This window comes from Paenibacillus sp. JNUCC32 (assembly GCF_014863545.1).
GTDB classification, from domain to species: Bacteria; Bacillota; Bacilli; order Paenibacillales; family Paenibacillaceae; genus Paenibacillus_AQ; species Paenibacillus_AQ lautus_A.
Genome location: NZ_CP062260.1, coordinates 2,909,999 through 2,926,833 on the forward strand (window position 1 = coordinate 2,909,999; position 16,835 = coordinate 2,926,833).

The following is a 16,835-nucleotide window of genomic DNA, read 5'->3' on the forward strand; positions in this document are numbered from 1 at the left end:
GCCTCCCTTTTTTCCTAATGAATGATCATCCCAAATGTTCAGGCCGAGTTGATGCCGGCCCTGCCTCAAATATTAATGCTGAAGCGCTTTCAACGTATATCGTACAGTTTCTGGATCCATATACAGCGATTAAGAATTGAGATGATCTTTTCTTAAGGTTGATGATAGGGAATGCAGGGTTTCCTTGTATTTTCCCGGGGTGATCCCTTCGTATTTCTTGAATACCCGGATAAAACCGACATCGCTGGTATAACCGACGGAACGGGCGATGTGCGAAATCGTATTTTTGGCATCCCGCATCATTTCCTTGGAGCGCTCGATCCGAATTTTGGCCAGGTAATCGGTCAGATTGGTCCCGCTGTTCTTCTTGAAGAAGGCCGACAGATAGGGCGGCGTGATATCGAATTGCTCGGCAATGGAAGCCAGGCTGATCATGGCATCGTCGTGATGCTCCGCGATGTAGCTTTTTATCTTATCCAGGAGCTGCGAGGAGGAATCGCCTCTCTGGTCTCTTACGTACAGGCAGACTTGGCCGAACATCCATTTCACTTCCCGGTACAGCTCCTCTACCGTGCTGCCCTCGGTAATGTCCTCGATCGATTTGCCTGCCTGACCGAATACGTCCTCGTATTTCAAATTTAAGGCATTGAGCAGCTTGAACATCGTGCTGAGCAGGTTCGCGAACATGAGTCGACCGAGCTCGGGCGAGATGGATTGACCGCTGAAGTTGTTGTGGTACAGACTTTGAATGATATCCTGAGCCTTATCCGTATCCCCGCTTTTCATGGCGTTGATGAGCTGGATTTCCGTCTCAATGGGAAAATCATAATACACCCCCGTTTTCTGCTTCATTTCATCGTAGAATAAAATCGGTTTATAGGCCGTAAAAATGGAATATTCCAGCGCCTTCAAGCTTTGGGTATATCCGCTTGCCAAACATCCAAGATCCGAACGGATATCGCTGATCGCGATCGTGATCTCGGACTTGAAGCGCTGTTCGATCACCAGCTTCACTTGTTCCGCCCAATCGTACAGCTCGCCCGCCTTGTCCTGCAGAGGTTCCGGCATATTCAGAATCATGGCGACCTGGTTCTTCTCCAGATCCACGGAATACGCGGTAAAGGGATGAATTTCTTCGGCCACCTTCCCTGTGACAAAGCGGATCAGGGCCCATTCGCTTTCCCGTTCGTTATGAATGAACCCGCTGGCATCCCTCAGCTCGATCAGGGCAACGGCAAAGCCGGGATGCGGAAACGATATCCCCATGAATTCCAGGGCATGCTCCGACATATCGGCCGCATCCACGTTTCCCTTCAATAAACGCTGCAAAAAGTTGGACCGGATCACCGGCGTTTGCCTCGACAATTGCTCCTTCATTTCTGTCTGCTTGCCAAAGGAATCGGCCATCGTGGATTTGATGAAATCATATTCGTTGCGTACCTTCCCCTCCTTGACCGGATGGGATTGGCGGATAAAGCGGATAATGTCGCGCAGGGGATAATACGCCCGGTACGTCATGTACGCGCAAGCGGCAACTCCGGCGGCCAGGCAGATGCCGAGAACGCCTGCGGCCATTCGTTTGACCATATTCACCTTTTCCATAAACACTTTTTCCGGCACGACCGACACGTACTCCCACCCGCTGCGTGCGGATCTGGACGATACCGTCATGACGGCCTGCTTATCCTCAGCTTTACCCACATTGGATACTGCGGTTTCACCGGCACGAAGAATCACTTGACCGCTGGCATCCTTAATGGATATCGTTCCGTTGTTGGTTTTCACGATCTCCTCGAGCAAGCCTGTAATCTGCCTTTCGTCGATCAGCATGACAAGGGCGCCTTTGGGGTTGTTTTTCTCGCCGAATGGAAGCGTTTGCATATATGTGAGCATTCGTTTCTGGTTCAGGCCTTTGCCGACCTCCGTTACGGGCAGATACCGGTTGAAATGAACGCCGCGCAGTATATCCGCTTGGTATTGTTGAAAGGTTAAGCTTTCATATCCGTAGATATCGGAGAACAAGACGCTGGACGTCGTTTTTAAGGTTGGGCTGAGAACCGTATCGCTCTCATCAAGATACACATAAAAATCGGTGATAAAACTGCTGCTGTTTCGGTACCGCTGCATTTCCTGCATGAAGGTGTAGTAATTGTAATGCTCCGCTCCGGTTTGAGGGGATCCTGCCTTTAACAGCGTATCCAGTCTCGGATGTGAAGTAATGTTCCGGGAAATCAAATGCATTTCATCCAATCGGCTGTCCACGACCTGCTTGGCCTGTTCGATGAGTGCCATGTTGGAGTTGTTGGCATTCTCGATCATAATTCGCTCGATTTGGGTATACAGACCCCAGAACACGATGACCGGGATCAGCAGTACCACAAGATAGGACATGAGCAACGTAACGAACACGGATACGCGATTGGATCGCTCATTTCTTGCAGTGGTTGTCGTCAATTTCCCCATACCCTCATTCCTTCCATTCTTTAGATGTGTTCTTTCCGCACTTACATTAATTACATCATACTGTTTTTATTTAACATGAACAGGTTTTCTTCAAAAATGTTAATGCATCACGAAATTGTATCATACTCGAACGCTGCGGCTTCCTCTACGATGGAAGTGTTCCGGTTTCATGGCCGGAAATCGATATCAGTCGGGAGGGAATGGATGTGAAACGAATGGCTCTGATTGTACTCGTGCTGATTACGGGGCTTCATGGCTTTTTGCCGCCCCCATTGGCATGGGCAGAGAGCGAACGAGATCAGGTACAGGAGGGGTTGCTTGTGAACAGCGGTTTTGAGGCAACGGAGGCGGGGTCCAGCTGGTCAGGCGGAATCAAGCCGGCAAATTGGGGACAGTGGCTTCCAACAGGCTCGCCCATATTGGGAGTAGATTCGGGAATATTCAAATCCGGGAAACAATCGGTCAGCATCGAAGGTCCCGCAGGAACGTCCAGCCGGGCAGCCATAACCCAGTCCATCCCGGTAGAGGTCGGGAAAACGTATCGGATCAGCGGCTGGGTCAAAACGGAGTCCGTCAGCAATGCCGCGCTCATCCGATATCAAATGAAGCGAACCGGCACCAGCAATGTGCTGGTTCATGTCGGAACGCTCAAGGGCACCCAAGACTGGACGTATATGGAGAAGCTGTTCACCGTTCCGGATAATGCAGCCTCACCGCCCCTATTGACCGTTGAGCTGTTTCTGGAAACCGGAACGGGCAAAGCTTGGTTCGACGATGTGTTGGTTGAGGAGCCGCTTCAATCCATCGCGATCGAACCGGATGTGGCCTATCTGAATACGGGCGAGACCATAACACCTTCCGTCCGTTATGAGCCAGGTTCGTCACCTCCCCCTCAGCTGCAGTGGTCTCCGTCCAATCCGGAAGTCGTGGAAGTGACGGATCAAGGTGACGTAACCGGCCTTTCCACAGGACTTGCAACCGTAACCGCAGCGACTTATGACGGTGCTCATACCGCCTCTATGGCGGTCAGCGTCAATGCGCCGGACACCTTGCTGGTGGACGATTACGAAGGCGAAACGGCTCAAGGCCAAGCTTTGCTCGGGCAATTGTCCGCGCGCGACAGCAGCGGTGCCGACCATACGTATCTCCTCGTCTCCCAGCCTGCGCACGGCAAGATTACCGTAAAGGAGAACGGCAGCTTTACCTACTATCCCGACAGCGGCTTTAGCGGTACGGACCTCTTCCAGTTTGCTGCCCTGCAGGCTGATACGGGCGGCGCCAAATTCGGCCAGGGCACGATCCACGTTACTCCTGTGAATGCTGCTCCCCTGTTGGATTTGGAATGGGGTTATACGACGATGAATACTTCCCTTTCCGGCCAGTTCACGAAAGCGAAGGATCCGGATGGAGATCCGATCGCATGGAAACTTGAAGCACCGCCATCACAGGGCACGGTTCAAGTGGATGCCGAGGGTACTTATCGATATGCTCCTAATGAAAACTATCTGGGGTACGACCGTTTTCGCGTATCGGCTGAAGATGGACGTGGCGGACGTACGGAAAGCGATATGCTGGTCTTTGTCGGGCCGACGGCAGATCGAATTTCGGAATCGCTGCACGGTCATGCCTCATCCACCCGTTCCCATCCGCGCCTTCTCGCATCCACGGACGATTTGAACCGCTCCAAGCAATTGCTGGCAAGCGGAGATCGTTATATGACGGAGTGGATGGAACTCTTGAGAAATCAAGCGGACCCCGTCCTTGCAACTTCGCCGCTAACCTACCAACCTAATGGCGGCAATGCCTACATGCTACGCGACCGCTTGATTCCGACCGCGCTCATGTATCGCTTGACCGGCGAATCCCGTTATGCCGAACGTGCGTGGCAGGAACTGGAAGCGATGACGCACTACCCCGATTGGGGCGGCAGAACCAACAACATCCTTGCCTTGTCCGAATTGTCTTTCGCCGTTGCGCTGGCCTACGATTGGATATACGACGATTTGAATGAAGCTCAGCGATCCCAATTGAATGCGGCGATTCGAGATCATGCGCTTGCTGTCGCGCTCGATTGGTACCGGGGTGAATTCCGCCATAACGGGGAGCACAATAACATTAACCTGGTAGACAACGGAGGCCTTGGCCTGCTTGCGTTAACCGTTGCGGATGAGCCTGAGACCGAGGATCAGGCGCTGGAAGTCATCCAGAGCACGTTTCAGAAGCTGCAATATGCGCTTCGTCACTATACCGTGGACGGTTCTTGGCCGGAAGGTCCTGCTTATTGGCATTATGGAGGCCAATACTTGGCCATGTATATTCAAGGCTTGAATAAAAGCCTGGGTACCGATTTTGGGCTGTCCCTGCTGCCGGGATACGAGGCATCGGGCGCTTATCCGTATCATTTGCTAGGCGAAGGCGGCGTGTTCAATTTTTATGATGGCGGCGTCAGCTACAACATGTATGAATCCTTATGGTTCGCCTCGTTCTTCAACAAACCTGAATACGCCTGGTTTATTGGCGATCTGTATGAGCGCAAGGGCTACTTCCACCCTCTCTATCTGGTGTTTTACGAGCCTGGCATGTTTGAAACGGTTCCGACCGAGCTGGATCGTTTCTTCACCGGCATTGAATCGGCCTCCATGCGGAGCGCATGGGATGATCCCTATGCCTTGTTTGCTTCCATGAAAGGCGTTAACGAAACGATGCGAAGCCATAACGATCTGGATGGCGGTACCTTCGTTTTTGACGCGCTTGGCGTAAGGTGGGCATCCGATCTGGGGAACGAATCCTACAGCTTGCCCGGCTTCTGGGATTACAATTATAATCGCTGGACGTATTACCGCAAAAAAACCGAGGGACATAATACCATCGTCATCAATCCCGTCCAGAATCCGATTGTTCAGCAAGAGCCTTACGGCACAGCCGTTACGATAAAAAAGGAATCGAAGCCAAGAGGAGCCTATACGATTCTGGATATGACCGACCTGTACCGGAAAGACGCAGGCGAGATGTTAAGAGGAATGAAACTCTCCGCCGATAGACGCGAGCTGGTCATCCAGGATGAGATGAAACTGAAGCTTCCTTCAGAGCTGTATTGGTTCATGCACACCGGAGCGGACGTGGAGATTGTGAAGAATGGACGCGCCGCCATTCTTTCACAACTGGATAAGCGGCTGTATGTTGAGCTGGTCGAAGGACCTGCCGGTGCCCGGTTCTCCGTCATGGATGCAGCGCCGCTGGCCACCTCCCCGAATCCGGATGGCCAATCCAGCAACGAAGGCATGCGCAAGCTGACCATACACCTGGAGCACGTCCAGGATGTCCGCTTGTCCGTTCGCATGGTTCCTTTATATGCAAACGATCCGTTACCTCCAGCGGAGACGGGGTATACTCCCCTGCTGGAATGGACCATACCTGACGGCGATCTGCCCGAACCGGCAGCCCGACCTATGGCTAACCGTTTATTTATGGACGGAATGCCGCTCCATGGGTTTCGTCCAGAAATCACGTATTATGAAGTAGGACTTCCGTTTGATGCTCCCTCTCCGCCTGTGATGACGGCCGAAGCGGAGCATGCCGTGTCCATTGATCAGGCAGAAACGATTCCGGGTACGGCAACCATCGTCATTCAGAACGACGCTCAACCGAATCTGAGCAATAAATATACCATCAAATTCACCCGGAATCCGGCCATAGGCGAACCGCCGAACCATCTAAAATATCAGGTACGGCATGTTACCGCGAGCGCCGTTCCCGAATCGGCGAACATTCCGGAACATACCGTCGACGGCAACCTGAGCACTCGCTGGTCCGCGCCGGGTACGGAATACGTACAGCTTGACCTGGGTGAGCCGAAGCCAGTGGGCGCTGTTTCGCTGGCCATATATTTAGGGGATACCCGTAAAAACCGGTTTGATGTTCTTGCCTCCGTCGATGGCGAGGAATGGTCGACCATCTACGAGAATGGGCTGACTTCCGGCACGACTGTGCAGCCTGAAACTTTTCTTGTGGAGCAAACGACAGCCCGATACATTCGGATACTGGGCCAAGGAAATAATGCCAACCCTTGGAATAGCTTCACCGAAGTCGGCGTTTACCCGCTAGCCCCGATCGTGATGCGCGTGGAAGCTTCAGATGAGCTCGAACTGGGCGAATCGGGACAGATCGAAGCCTGGTACGGCTTCCCGGGCGGGATGCGTGAACAGGCGGAAGAGCTGACGTACACATCCGATGCTCCGGATATCATTCAAGTGAGTTCAACCGGACGGATGAAGGCGATATCTCCGGGAAGCGCTGCGATCTCGGTTAAGGACCAACGTTACGGATTCGTTGAAACGCTCCATGTCACGGCCGCATTCGATGGAAATCAGCCTTTTCTCCGGCTGCTGGGCAAGGATCTAATGACTTCCAAGACAACGCAGCAGCTTCGTGCTGAACTTCTTCACCCCGATGGCCGCAAGGAATCCCTCGACAAACTCAGCTATCGCAGCAGCAACCCCCATATCATCTCCGTTAACGCACAGGGAGTTGCCCGCGCGAATCAAAGCGGAATTGCCGTTGTCAGCGTAACCGACCGGACGAGCGGCAAGACGGATTCCATGGCTATAACCGTCCGTTAAGTCCAAGCGGCTATATTGAGATATTCGCCACTGTTTTGCGAATACGGGTTATAATCAGGAAAGGATCGTCCCCGAGGAGACGATCCTTTTTTATTTTATCCGAAACAAGTTAAGGTTCATATATCATTTTGCGGGTCATGCCGCCGTCCACCACCAGATGGGCCCCTGTTACAAAGTCATTCTCCGGATCGGTAAAATAAAAGCAGGCTTTGGCGATATCGGCCGGAATCCCGACCCGACCCGCAGGGTGCTGCTTATGGTCCTCGGATCGAAGCTCTTCATAATCCCCGGTTTCAATCCAGCCCGGACTTATGCAATTCACCCGAATTCCATCGGGCCCCAGACTAACGGCCATGGCATGGCTCAACGCAACGATGGCTCCCTTGGAAGCCGCATAAGCTTCCGAATTCGGCTCGGACATGATGGAACGCGTGGAGGATATATTGACGACAGCCCCGCCATTCCCACTCTTTTTCATATATGCGGCAGCCTCGCGGGTCGCCAAAAAACAGCTTCTGGCGTTCGTGTTGATTACGTCGTCCCATTCTCCCACCGTAAGCTCATATGGTGATTTCCATCGGGAGACCCCTGCGTTGTTTATTAAGATATCGATGGTGCCCCCATATTGGGCCGCTTGGTTCATCAGGCGTTTAATCTCTTCTTCCTTCCTCACATCGCAGGGGATGAAGACGGCATGAAATCCTTGATCCTTCAAGGTGTTTGCCGCCAGATAGCCCTGCTCTTCATGAACATCGCTTACTATCACTCGAGCTCCGCTAGCCGCATAAGCCTCAGCCAATCCGCGGCCTATCCCGTTCGCAGCGCCCGTTATCACCACCGTTTTATCCTGAAATTTCATAGGCAGCTCCTCCTTCCCCTACATTATATACCACAGGAGAAGGCGTCATAAAATGAACCAGCCTCTTATTTAGGTTGTTCATAACCCCGGACCACATGAAGATGCGCTCTGGGGTGCCTGACGAATCCGTAGTACCGGGTTCCCTGAAAACGAAGCAGTCCCTCGTCCCCTTCCGCGCACATGCCGAATTCCTCGCCGTTTACGGCAAATTCCATGCGATCTCCGCTCTCCACTTCGAATGTCAGATAATAGGTGGTACGAGTACGGCTCGACATCGTATCATCCGTCTGCTGTGTATGTTTCACTTCCGTTCGCTTGCTCACAATTTTGGAATCGACCGATAGCAAAGGCTGTCGGTTATTCTGACTCCATTGCAGGATTCCCTTACCGGCCGACAGCAAAATGATCCCGATGACGACGATGAAAAACACGGGCATAACGCTGCCGAAAAAATCGAACATCCAATCTGACCCCGATCCCATACGGCTCCCCCCTCCACCTTGTCTTGAAATATGTATATGCTTTATGTCGGACAATTTAACTCATGCATCATGGAAAGTTTGATTGAAATTTTAAAGAACTTGTCCCTTTCTGGGAGCGTCAAAAAAAGCTGATGCCGGCAATGTGCCAGTCATCAGCTTCTTCACGGAACCTTATAACGCCCTGATCCATTCATTGTCTTCATCTTGTTCATACCCGCTTAATCGTAAGCCAATCTCATCCACTTCATCGTTTCTTCTTGTCCCGTCATTTCATGGTCCTGCGGTGCCATGTCCTGCTCGTTCCAGCAAGCCAAACATTGCTCCTCCGTCTGACATAAACATGCATCATCGCAATGGTAGCACAAGCGAAGGAAATTTATCGTCATTTGATCGGTATGCATAAGGATCGTCCCCTTCCAAACTTTTTGACGTACCTGATTACATCTTTATAGTAGCATACAGGTTGAATTTTATTTGTGATTTATTTCACAATATAATAAGTTTATAAAGGCTTTATCGGAACCGTTGGTTTTAGCCGATAAAGCCTTCGTCATCGAGAGAGTTTTCGATTGGCGAATCAGATCCTGCTTGTAGGTTATTAGTCGGTATTACAACCCCTGCCAGGTAACGCCGCCGTCACTACTTTTCATCAGGCGCGATCGGTTTTTGTCCGTCGTTTCAATCAGCATCCAGCCGACATCCGACGATGTGAATTGCAATTTGACCACATTCGGATATTTTGCAAGATTATCGGACAACAGCTTGCTTCTAGGGAATGGTGTCCAGGTCTTGCCCATATCGCTCGTATGATAGACGATGCCGTTCACCATTCTCCATCCGTCATGCAGACGACGGAAGACAGGCTGGATGGTTCCCTTCCCGCTATTTCCCGTCATGGGGAACGACACCAAATTCCATGACTTCCCCGTATCGGCCGTAAAGTAACCCAAATAGTTCGCCTGATCTTCCTTCACGCAGGTAACCGGTATATAAATCTCGCTTCCGCTTCCACCTTTGCCCAGATACTTGGGAGTCCCGGCAAAAACGGAACCGCACGTATCGAGCAGCTTGCTTTTGAATACTTGGCCGGAAGACTTCCACTTCTGTCCTCCGTCACGTGTTATATACAACTTGGAAGATTGCATTTCACGGATGGTCGCAAACCCGACAAGCGAATCCGTGAACGTTAATCCGATGACGGATCCGGTTCGCGGAATGACGCTTCCCGGAATTCGGGATGTCGGATACTCCGTATTCTGCATAATCTCATCCCATACTCCGCCATTATTGCTGGTGTGAAACAGCGACTTCTCTTCCGATCCCCGGGAGAGATCGCCTTTCGCCATAATCCATCCCTGCTGGGATGAAACGAAGGACATTGCCGTAACGACTCCCGTCTCCGGAAGCGAAGAGAGCTTCCAGCTGCCGCCCCCGTCGGTCGTATTGAGCAGGATCGTTTCGGCCGATCTCTGTTTGTTTCGTATAATCCAACCATGATTTTTATCCGTGAACACGATGTCTTTCCCATACTCCAGCTTATCAACGAATTGGACATTGGATGATGGAGAGATATCGACCCAGGTCTCACCGTAATCTTCGGTCTGATAGAGACGCAGTTCTGTGTTCGTGATCCCCCAAGCAATCCCCGTTGACTCATTGAGCAGATGGAAATCCGTCAACCGTGTATGTATCTGATATTTGCTTTTTTCCTCAGGTGCTTTCATGGCCGTATCCGGCGTTACTAGTGTGATGGTCTGACCTTCTTCTTCATCTTCAATTGATTCAGGAGGGTCTTCTACAGTAGAAGTTTGCTGTTGTTGTTTTATCGGTTCTGAGGTACAGGCTGCTAACATGAATACAATCATCATCAGCATACCGAGCCAGAATATAAAACGTCTAGATATCAAGAATTCTTCCTCCTCTTATTCGATGTCATGCCGGCAAGTCTGCTTTTTCGACATTATAACATATTACATCCTACGGAAATGTAAAGAACCGGCTTGCAAAATTTACAATACTGTAGCTTTTTTGATAGCGTCATTCTCAGATGCATAAGGATGTTTCGATTATGGAAGACTTTTGAGGTGTGCGAATGAGCAAGATCATTACATACAAGGAGGTGAACTTTCATGGCTAAACCTGATAATCGCGAAGACAATGTCGAACATTTGCAGCAGGCCGTCCAAAACACGATCGAGAACTTCCGCGAGGCAGAAGATTATCTTCAGGAGTTCGGGGATGAGATTCCCGCAAGCGAGAAAGAACAGATTCAAGACCGCAATGCTCGTCGCGAAAAGAGTATTTCCGGCTTCCGGGAAGAGATTAAAGACGAGGCTGCCCACCAGCAAGGAGAATAAACTTCAGACCGCAAAAAAACAGGAGGAGCTTATGAAGCTCCTCCTGTTTTTTGCCGCACACTAGCGTGGGCTCTTTCTGACAATGACGCCTTTATAATCCTTTAATTCTTGGGACGCATCCGTAATAAAGTGCCTGATCGCCTTCACCCTTGATTCTAATTTCATCGTATCGTTTGAACCTACCTGCACAACCGATGCAGACGCTGTCGATATCACGTCCAGGCATCCCACATGAATCGTTTTATGGTCATGTATAACGTCTAAGTCTACTTCTGACGGAAGCTGCCATGCAGGTATGGATCTCGAAAAAATCGGATAGTCCTCATAATTGCCTTCGTCCTCAAAAAAAACCGGAACTTGACGTTGAATCGCCAATGCCCGGGTATAGGCATCGATATGTCCCGATTCGCCGCAGATGCACGCCGAACTATTAGAGATATTGATGATATATACGTTATCAACGAGTACATGGCGCTTCATGGTGCCGTAGCCGGTGATAACGGAACGAGCGGGGTGATCTGCAGGGATTCGGAAGGAGTGTCGTAGATGGAACTGCTATTAATAACCCGGGTATCTCCGATCAACAGCACGGATGAGCTGGAGATCGCCGTAATACGGATCGAACCAACCCGGAGCTCTTTATTGATGACCGTCATTTTCATTCGTATTCCTCTTTCCTTGTTGCAAATGATGAAGATGCTGCTCGACTGCCGTATCGATTTCTTTTTTCATTTGATTTGCGATCGTTTGCTCAACATCACCCGGATTCATCGAGGCGCTGTTCGTTTGATATTGCTGTAAGTAAACATTGATGCGATCTTCGAGTTGTTTTCGGATATCTTCTATCATCACCGCAGCATATTGATCTCCAAGTTCGTGATTGGACTGGGGATTCATTTGCTCGAGTTGCGCCGGCACCGCATGTTCCAAGTGGCTTGAAACTTGCTGATATATGTTTGAGTATAGATTTCTTCCGGCAGCTCCCGCCTGGATTTGTTCTGCCGGCTGGCCATTGACGGTGATATCCCCCAGAGACTTCCCATCTGAGGGTGTTACTCCAATATTTAAGGTCCCTTCCAATTTTTCGATTTTCAATAAATCAAATTTATATTCGACGTGATCCGTCGGCTTTTGATTGCCCTGTTGTAATTGATTTATATCATTACGCATTTCCTTTAGCATTTGTTCCATTCTGTTAAGCTGCTCCGACTGGGACTGAAGACAATGGAACAATTGCTGGATATGGTATTGATACATGGCATCTCCCCCCGTTCCCTAATGATTGTATGCGTAAGTTATGAGCCTCATTCTGGCCGATATAGATCTTCAATCGGCGCAGGTAACGGAACCAGGGGGGCCATATTATTCGGAGGCTCGAATTCCGGAGCAGGTCCCGTAAAACCGCCCGTGTTATAAATGTTGGATAATGCGCGGATCTCACCTGCGGTTCCAATCTGAAGCACCGAGGAATTGGTCACCGCGCCAACCCGAAGCTGCTGTATATTAATGCATTGATGTACCGTTAGATTCACTGGGGCTCACAACCTTAATTAAGCATTTGGCGAATCAATAAGGTCCGGATCGAATGTATTCGTATTGTTGGCTTGGTTATTTGCTATATTCGTACCAATACTGTCCCCGGTGGTGAACGAGTTGGCGCCGGAATAAGCTTTTGTCGTGCTGTTTAAATCGATGACCCCTGTATTTCCTACCAATACCGTAGAACTGGGGCCCACGTTTACGATTTTCATATTGCCGATAATTGAAACCACAATTCCACCTCTTTGTTCATAATCGTCCGCTTCGATTTATTCTATGTGGTCGGATGCCCAGATGTCACTATAACATTCCTTCGCCCATACACTGGAAGCAAAGAACGTAGGAGGGATTATCGTGAGCTCAAGATCCAAAAAGCCGGACTGGTTGACACAGGACTCTTTCTTTAACAACAATTCCTTTCCATTTAAGGATCTGAATCATCTCAATGAGGATTATCAGCTGGATCCCACGATCATTGAGGATTATGTAAAGGATACGATACGAAAAGCGACTGCCGGAAATGAAATTCTTCCCGATCCACACTCGCTTCGCTATGAAACGTTTGATACTCATAACTTTCTGGTCGTGAAATGTTATGTGCCTAAACGCATCCATCCGGAAAATTTATGGATTCAGCTGAACCGGACGCAGATCAAAATCAACGGCTTGCCAAAAGAACAACACCAAACCATATCTTTACCCGTTCCCATACTGCCTGCGCAATCCGTTGCGACCTATAGACAGCCTACGCTTCAAATTAAGATGCCGAAAATGTCTCCCGGACGCCTGCGTGATATCAATATTCGTTTCTTGTGAGATCAGACGGATAACAACAAGGACAGCCAACAGAAGCACCGTTCAAAACAACCTGTATGCAATATCCGTTGTATGCAGGTTGTTTTGACTCATCTTATCTAATACTTATAGATGCCTGAATTGCGATATCGTAATGGGGCGATTTCCTTGTTTAAACCTTTATCATAGCTGCTATGTAAGTGGTCAGGCTGTATTTAAGAGGATGTTGCTAGATATCGCTTGAGGTGTTTTCTATTGTGAATTTTTCATATATTGAAATAACATAATCAAAAAGAAATAAGCTGATTTCAGTTAAGAAACCAGCTTATTCAAAGATCTATATGAAGGCCGCATGTCCGGGCCTGTTAAGCCTCGGATACGACTGTATAGCGCTCGTTGAGATGTTTAGGCTGCTCAAGCTCATCGAGCACCGCGATGACGTAATCGGCATAGCTGACGTAGCTTTTACCGCTAGCGTTGCCAATGACTTGATCTTTGCCCTCCTGATAACTCCCTGTCCGCCGACCTTCCGGATTAAAGAACGCTGCCGGACTAAGATACGTCCATTTTACATCCGAAGTTTGTTCCAGGTCCTTCAAATTCTCGCCGGCATGGAATGCCGTCGGATAATATTCCTTCGGAAAATCGGGCGTTTCTAAAAGTCGAAGCGTTTTGGCTTCGTCCACAAACAAGCTGCCGGCTCCTCCGACAACAAACAGTCTGGTATCCGTGCCTTTTAGTGCTTGTATCAGCACCCGGCCTACTTCCACATATTGAGTCTCCTGCCCAGGCGCCGCGCCAAATGCATTCACGACAACGTCGAACCGCTGAAGATCGGCGCTGGTCAGATCCAGCACGTTCTTCTCCAAAATGTTTATGCTGGAATCGGAGATTTTGGATGCATTACGCACGATCGCCGTTACTTCATGACCGCGTGCTTGAGCCTCCTTGAGAATCAGACTTCCCGCTTTCCCTGTCGCACCGATAATACCAATCTGCATTTCGAATCTCTCCTTTATCAATTGTATGTACAAATGAGTGGTGAAAAAGACAGAGGCTACATTCCCCTTTTCAGCAATTCGCTGGATTCATGGAGAAGTTTCGCTAACTGTTCGCTATGCTCCTTCCCCAAGAGGGTGACATACTCTCCGTATAACTTTTCAAAATATTGGTTCAGCTCCCGGTATAACGCCATCCCCTCGTCCGTCAAGAAAATATGCGTTTCCTTCCATTCGGATTTGCGCTTTACCAGAAGTTTCTCCTCCAGCTTATCAATGAATCGGGTGCTTGTGGATGGAGCAATCGACAATTTATCGCTAAGCTCTTTCTGCGTAATTCCGGGATATTGATGGATCACCACCAGCACATAGGAGTACGTTGGGGATAAGCCGGCTTTTGCAAATGCATCCTCCGCCATCTTGGTCATGGAACGTGCAAACCGATTTGACGTAAAAAACAGGCACGAGCTTAAAATGGAATCATCGATGTTCATATCCAGCCACCTCTCATTTGTATATACAAATTAACATTGAACTATGTTATTGTCAACAACTTTATTTTAGTTAGTTTAAATGCTTTTTCCTCTTTCGTTTGTCAATAAGTTCGGATTCAGCCGTAAGCATGGTCCACAGATGGTAGAACGTGTTACAACTACTTTTGTGAATTTTTCATATGTTGAAATATTATTCTCCCCTCTAGGGTTGTAAAAAATCGTTGACCTTGTCATTAGTGTCAAGGTCTACACTGTATTCGAAGCTAATCCTTAAGGAGGTATACAATGAAACCATCGAAACAACATCAAGAACAAATGCTCGAAACTGAAACTCGGCAAACGCCTGCAAACGGCAGCCAAACCGTAGTAACGGTGCTGGGGCTCGGACCCATGGGGCAAGCCCTGGCCGGTGCATTTATCAGGAGCGGCCATTCCACAACGGTGTGGAACCGGACCTCGGCAAAGGCTGACGCGCTGGTAAAGCAAGGTGCCGTGCTGGCTCCGTCCGTTAAGGATGCGGTGCTTGCCAGCCAGCTTATTATCATCTGCGTACTCAACTATGATGCGGTGAACGCCGTTTTGTCTTCTGAGACAAGTGCATTGAAAGGAAAAACGCTTATAAACCTGACAGCCGACGTACCTGAACGTGCACGGGAAATGGCGGAATGGGCTTACCACAACGGAATTGACTACATCGATGGTGCCATAATGACGCCGATACCTACGATTGGGGAGCCTTCGGCCGTCATTTTGTACAGCGGGCCAGAAGACGTTTATCGCAGCCATCATCGTATACTCGCCAGCCTGGGCGGCACCGCTTCGTTCCTGGGCGAGGATCCGGGTCGTGCAGCGGCATATGACGTGGCGCTGCTAGATGTGTTCTGGACAGCCATGAGCGGTTATGTACACGCGCTGGCCATTGCACGGGCGGAGAACATCGCTGCGGAAGACATCGCCCCTTATGCGCACAATATCATTCGCATAATGCCGGATATCATGACCTATATGGCGCATGATGCGGATCGGGGCGTTTACCCTGGGGACAGTTCCAACCTAATCTCGAATGTAACGAGCATGGAGCATATCATCCACGCTGCCGAACATCATGGAATTGATAGCAGCGTCTTAATCGCAGCAAAAGCAATTGCCCGAAAAGCAATCCAGGCCGGCCATGGAGAAGACGGCTTCTCCCGCTTGATCGAGTATAATCTCACCTCGCCATAATTTACCGATCGCGCTCGCTGCAGTTTAATACTCGTATGAAACCTAACAACGAATAGGCAAGTCAAACAGGCGACTTCATGTCCCCTCTTGACTTGCCTATTCGTTGAGTTCGCCGTTTCCTTAACCTTTGACGGCTCCCTCGGTCAGACCTTTCTGGATATATTTCGAGATAAACAGATATACAATCAGAACCGGAATAACCGTCAATGATACTGCCGTCGCCATCAGACCAAAGTCCGTTCCGTATTGCGAGCTGATCTCATTGAGCAAGGCAACGATTGGACGAACATTCTCTTTGTTCACAAAGATCAATGCCGAGAACAAATCATTATACGACCACATAAACACGAAGATGCTTGCCGACGCGAATACGGGCTGAGAGATCGGAACGAAGATTTTCACAAACATCTGCCATCGGTTGCAGCCGTCCATGAATGCCGCTTCTTCAAGTTCTTTCGGAATGGTTGCCATGTAACCGGCAATAACCAAGGTCGCAAACGTCAGATTGCCTGCCGTTTGCGGAAAAATCAAACCCCAGTATGTATTGACCAGACTGGTTTTGATAAGCAGCTCATAGACCGGAACCACGGTTGCAAACGCAGGAATCAGCAGCGTCGCATACAAAATGGAATAAATGGTTCGCTTTCCTCGAAAGTTGAACCTGGACAATACGTAAGCAGCTAATCCTCCAAGCAATAATACCAAGAATACGGTGCTGAAGGACATCACCAAACTATTGATATAACTTCTTCCGATATTAATGCGGTCAAATGCGTTCTGATAGTTAACAAACACCGGTTCCCAGGCGATGCCAAAGGAATTATTCATCACATCGCGGGATACTTTGAACGAGTTGTTCACGATCCAGAATAACGGATAGATGGTCGTTAAGGACCACGCTGTCAAAATCACGTACATCAACGTGGTGCCTAGACTAAACCGACGCTTCCTAACGCGCTGAGTTTTGTGTTCAACGACGATGGTTGGCTCCATAACAGTACACCC

At 49.4% G+C, this 16,835-nt stretch carries 16 protein-coding genes; 4 read left to right on the forward strand and 12 right to left on the reverse strand.

The genetic code is table 11. The features are described 5' to 3' along the window. Positions 1 to 129: 129 nt before the first annotated feature. Positions 130 to 2,463 carry an AraC family transcriptional regulator gene (locus JNUCC32_RS12845; RefSeq protein WP_192572309.1) on the reverse strand — a complete coding sequence of 778 codons (2,334 nt, stop codon included), beginning with the start codon at positions 2,461 to 2,463 and terminating at the stop codon, positions 130 to 132. A 200-nt stretch (positions 2,464 to 2,663) separates the two neighbouring features. Between JNUCC32_RS12845 and JNUCC32_RS12850 the strand changes: the two genes are divergently transcribed. Continuing rightward, positions 2,664 to 7,082: a cadherin-like domain-containing protein gene (locus tag JNUCC32_RS12850; protein ID WP_228468949.1), complete on the forward strand. Its 4,419-nt coding sequence runs from the start codon at positions 2,664 to 2,666 to the stop codon at positions 7,080 to 7,082. A gap of 109 nt (positions 7,083 to 7,191) precedes the next feature. Here the strand turns inward: JNUCC32_RS12850 and JNUCC32_RS12855 are convergent, their stop codons facing one another. The 3 genes from JNUCC32_RS12855 to JNUCC32_RS12870 form a co-directional block, all read right to left on the reverse strand. After that, the gene (locus tag JNUCC32_RS12855) at positions 7,192 to 7,941 is read right to left on the reverse strand and encodes an SDR family NAD(P)-dependent oxidoreductase (RefSeq protein WP_192572311.1); all 750 of its coding nucleotides are present in this window, start codon (positions 7,939 to 7,941) and stop codon (positions 7,192 to 7,194) included. A gap of 65 nt (positions 7,942 to 8,006) precedes the next feature. After that, positions 8,007 to 8,423: a DUF2500 domain-containing protein gene (locus tag JNUCC32_RS12860; protein WP_015734745.1), complete on the reverse strand. Its 417-nt coding sequence runs from the start codon at positions 8,421 to 8,423 to the stop codon at positions 8,007 to 8,009. Between the two features lie 608 nt (positions 8,424 to 9,031). Continuing rightward, positions 9,032 to 10,330, reverse strand: coding sequence for a YCF48-related protein (locus JNUCC32_RS12870; RefSeq protein ID WP_192572312.1), 1,299 nt, complete (start codon positions 10,328 to 10,330; stop codon positions 9,032 to 9,034). A gap of 222 nt (positions 10,331 to 10,552) precedes the next feature. Between JNUCC32_RS12870 and tlp the strand changes: the two genes are divergently transcribed. Further along, complete coding sequence (gene tlp / locus JNUCC32_RS12875; protein ID WP_009589405.1) at positions 10,553 to 10,780, forward strand: small acid-soluble spore protein Tlp; 228 nt, start codon at positions 10,553 to 10,555, stop codon at positions 10,778 to 10,780. A gap of 60 nt (positions 10,781 to 10,840) precedes the next feature. On the opposite strand, the gene JNUCC32_RS12880 is transcribed toward tlp, so the two are convergent. The 5 genes from JNUCC32_RS12880 to JNUCC32_RS12900 are packed head-to-tail and all read right to left on the reverse strand — an operon-like array spanning position 10,841 to position 12,552. Beyond that, a complete protein-coding gene (locus JNUCC32_RS12880; RefSeq protein ID WP_192572313.1) occupies positions 10,841 to 11,260 on the reverse strand; it encodes a spore germination protein GerPE in 420 nt (139 codons plus the stop codon). Next, positions 11,257 to 11,442, reverse strand: a complete 186-nt coding sequence (locus JNUCC32_RS12885; protein WP_015734741.1) for a hypothetical protein — start codon at positions 11,440 to 11,442, stop codon at positions 11,257 to 11,259. Before JNUCC32_RS12885 ends, JNUCC32_RS12880 begins: the two co-directional genes overlap by 4 nt. After that, a complete protein-coding gene (gene gerPC / locus JNUCC32_RS12890) occupies positions 11,420 to 12,037 on the reverse strand; it encodes a spore germination protein GerPC (protein ID WP_192572314.1) in 618 nt (205 codons plus the stop codon). The genes JNUCC32_RS12885 and gerPC overlap by 23 nt, the downstream gene beginning before the upstream one ends. Before the next feature lie 47 nt (positions 12,038 to 12,084). After that, entirely contained in the window at positions 12,085 to 12,312 is a 228-nt protein-coding gene (locus tag JNUCC32_RS12895) for a spore germination protein GerPB (RefSeq protein ID WP_192572315.1), read from the reverse strand. A gap of 18 nt (positions 12,313 to 12,330) precedes the next feature. Next, entirely contained in the window at positions 12,331 to 12,552 is a 222-nt protein-coding gene (locus JNUCC32_RS12900; RefSeq protein WP_192572316.1) for a spore germination protein, read from the reverse strand. Positions 12,553 to 12,673: 121 nt separating this feature from the next. Here JNUCC32_RS12900 and JNUCC32_RS12905 point away from each other — a divergent pair, with 121 nt between their 5' ends. Further along, positions 12,674 to 13,135, forward strand: coding sequence for an alpha-crystallin domain-containing protein (locus JNUCC32_RS12905; RefSeq protein WP_192572317.1), 462 nt, complete (start codon positions 12,674 to 12,676; stop codon positions 13,133 to 13,135). A gap of 344 nt (positions 13,136 to 13,479) precedes the next feature. Here JNUCC32_RS12905 and JNUCC32_RS12910 read toward each other — a convergent pair whose 3' ends face one another. Further along, positions 13,480 to 14,115: an NAD(P)-dependent oxidoreductase gene (locus tag JNUCC32_RS12910; protein ID WP_192572318.1), complete on the reverse strand. Its 636-nt coding sequence runs from the start codon at positions 14,113 to 14,115 to the stop codon at positions 13,480 to 13,482. 56 nt (positions 14,116 to 14,171) lie between these two features. Then, a complete protein-coding gene (locus JNUCC32_RS12915; protein WP_096773420.1) occupies positions 14,172 to 14,606 on the reverse strand; it encodes a MarR family winged helix-turn-helix transcriptional regulator in 435 nt (144 codons plus the stop codon). A 285-nt stretch (positions 14,607 to 14,891) separates the two neighbouring features. On the opposite strand from JNUCC32_RS12915, the gene JNUCC32_RS12920 reads away from it, so the two are divergent. After that, entirely contained in the window at positions 14,892 to 15,830 is a 939-nt protein-coding gene (locus JNUCC32_RS12920) for an NAD(P)-dependent oxidoreductase (protein ID WP_192572319.1), read from the forward strand. A gap of 120 nt (positions 15,831 to 15,950) precedes the next feature. Here JNUCC32_RS12920 and JNUCC32_RS12925 read toward each other — a convergent pair whose 3' ends face one another. Next, complete coding sequence (locus JNUCC32_RS12925) at positions 15,951 to 16,823, reverse strand: carbohydrate ABC transporter permease (RefSeq protein ID WP_009589480.1); 873 nt, start codon at positions 16,821 to 16,823, stop codon at positions 15,951 to 15,953. Positions 16,824 to 16,835 lie beyond the last annotated feature (12 nt).

Excerpts from the sequence above, each read along its gene's own strand:
- JNUCC32_RS12910 (WP_192572318.1), bottom strand. The coding sequence starts at position 14,115 with ATGCAGATTGGTATTATCGGTGCGACAGGGAAAGCGGGAAGTCTGATT.
- gerPC (WP_192572314.1), bottom strand. The coding sequence starts at position 12,037 with ATGTATCAATACCATATCCAGCAATTGTTCCATTGTCTTCAGTCCCAG.
- JNUCC32_RS12845 (WP_192572309.1), bottom strand. The coding sequence starts at position 2,463 with ATGGGGAAATTGACGACAACCACTGCAAGAAATGAGCGATCCAATCGC.
- JNUCC32_RS12920 (WP_192572319.1), top strand. The coding sequence starts at position 14,892 with ATGAAACCATCGAAACAACATCAAGAACAAATGCTCGAAACTGAAACT.
- JNUCC32_RS12925 (WP_009589480.1), bottom strand. The coding sequence starts at position 16,823 with ATGGAGCCAACCATCGTCGTTGAACACAAAACTCAGCGCGTTAGGAAG.
- JNUCC32_RS12850 (WP_228468949.1), top strand. The coding sequence starts at position 2,664 with ATGGATGTGAAACGAATGGCTCTGATTGTACTCGTGCTGATTACGGGG.
- tlp (WP_009589405.1), top strand. The coding sequence starts at position 10,553 with ATGGCTAAACCTGATAATCGCGAAGACAATGTCGAACATTTGCAGCAG.
- JNUCC32_RS12880 (WP_192572313.1), bottom strand. The coding sequence starts at position 11,260 with ATGAAGCGCCATGTACTCGTTGATAACGTATATATCATCAATATCTCT.
- JNUCC32_RS12915 (WP_096773420.1), bottom strand. The coding sequence starts at position 14,606 with ATGAACATCGATGATTCCATTTTAAGCTCGTGCCTGTTTTTTACGTCA.
- JNUCC32_RS12885 (WP_015734741.1), bottom strand. The coding sequence starts at position 11,442 with ATGAAAATGACGGTCATCAATAAAGAGCTCCGGGTTGGTTCGATCCGT.
- JNUCC32_RS12860 (WP_015734745.1), bottom strand. The coding sequence starts at position 8,423 with ATGGGATCGGGGTCAGATTGGATGTTCGATTTTTTCGGCAGCGTTATG.
- JNUCC32_RS12855 (WP_192572311.1), bottom strand. The coding sequence starts at position 7,941 with ATGAAATTTCAGGATAAAACGGTGGTGATAACGGGCGCTGCGAACGGG.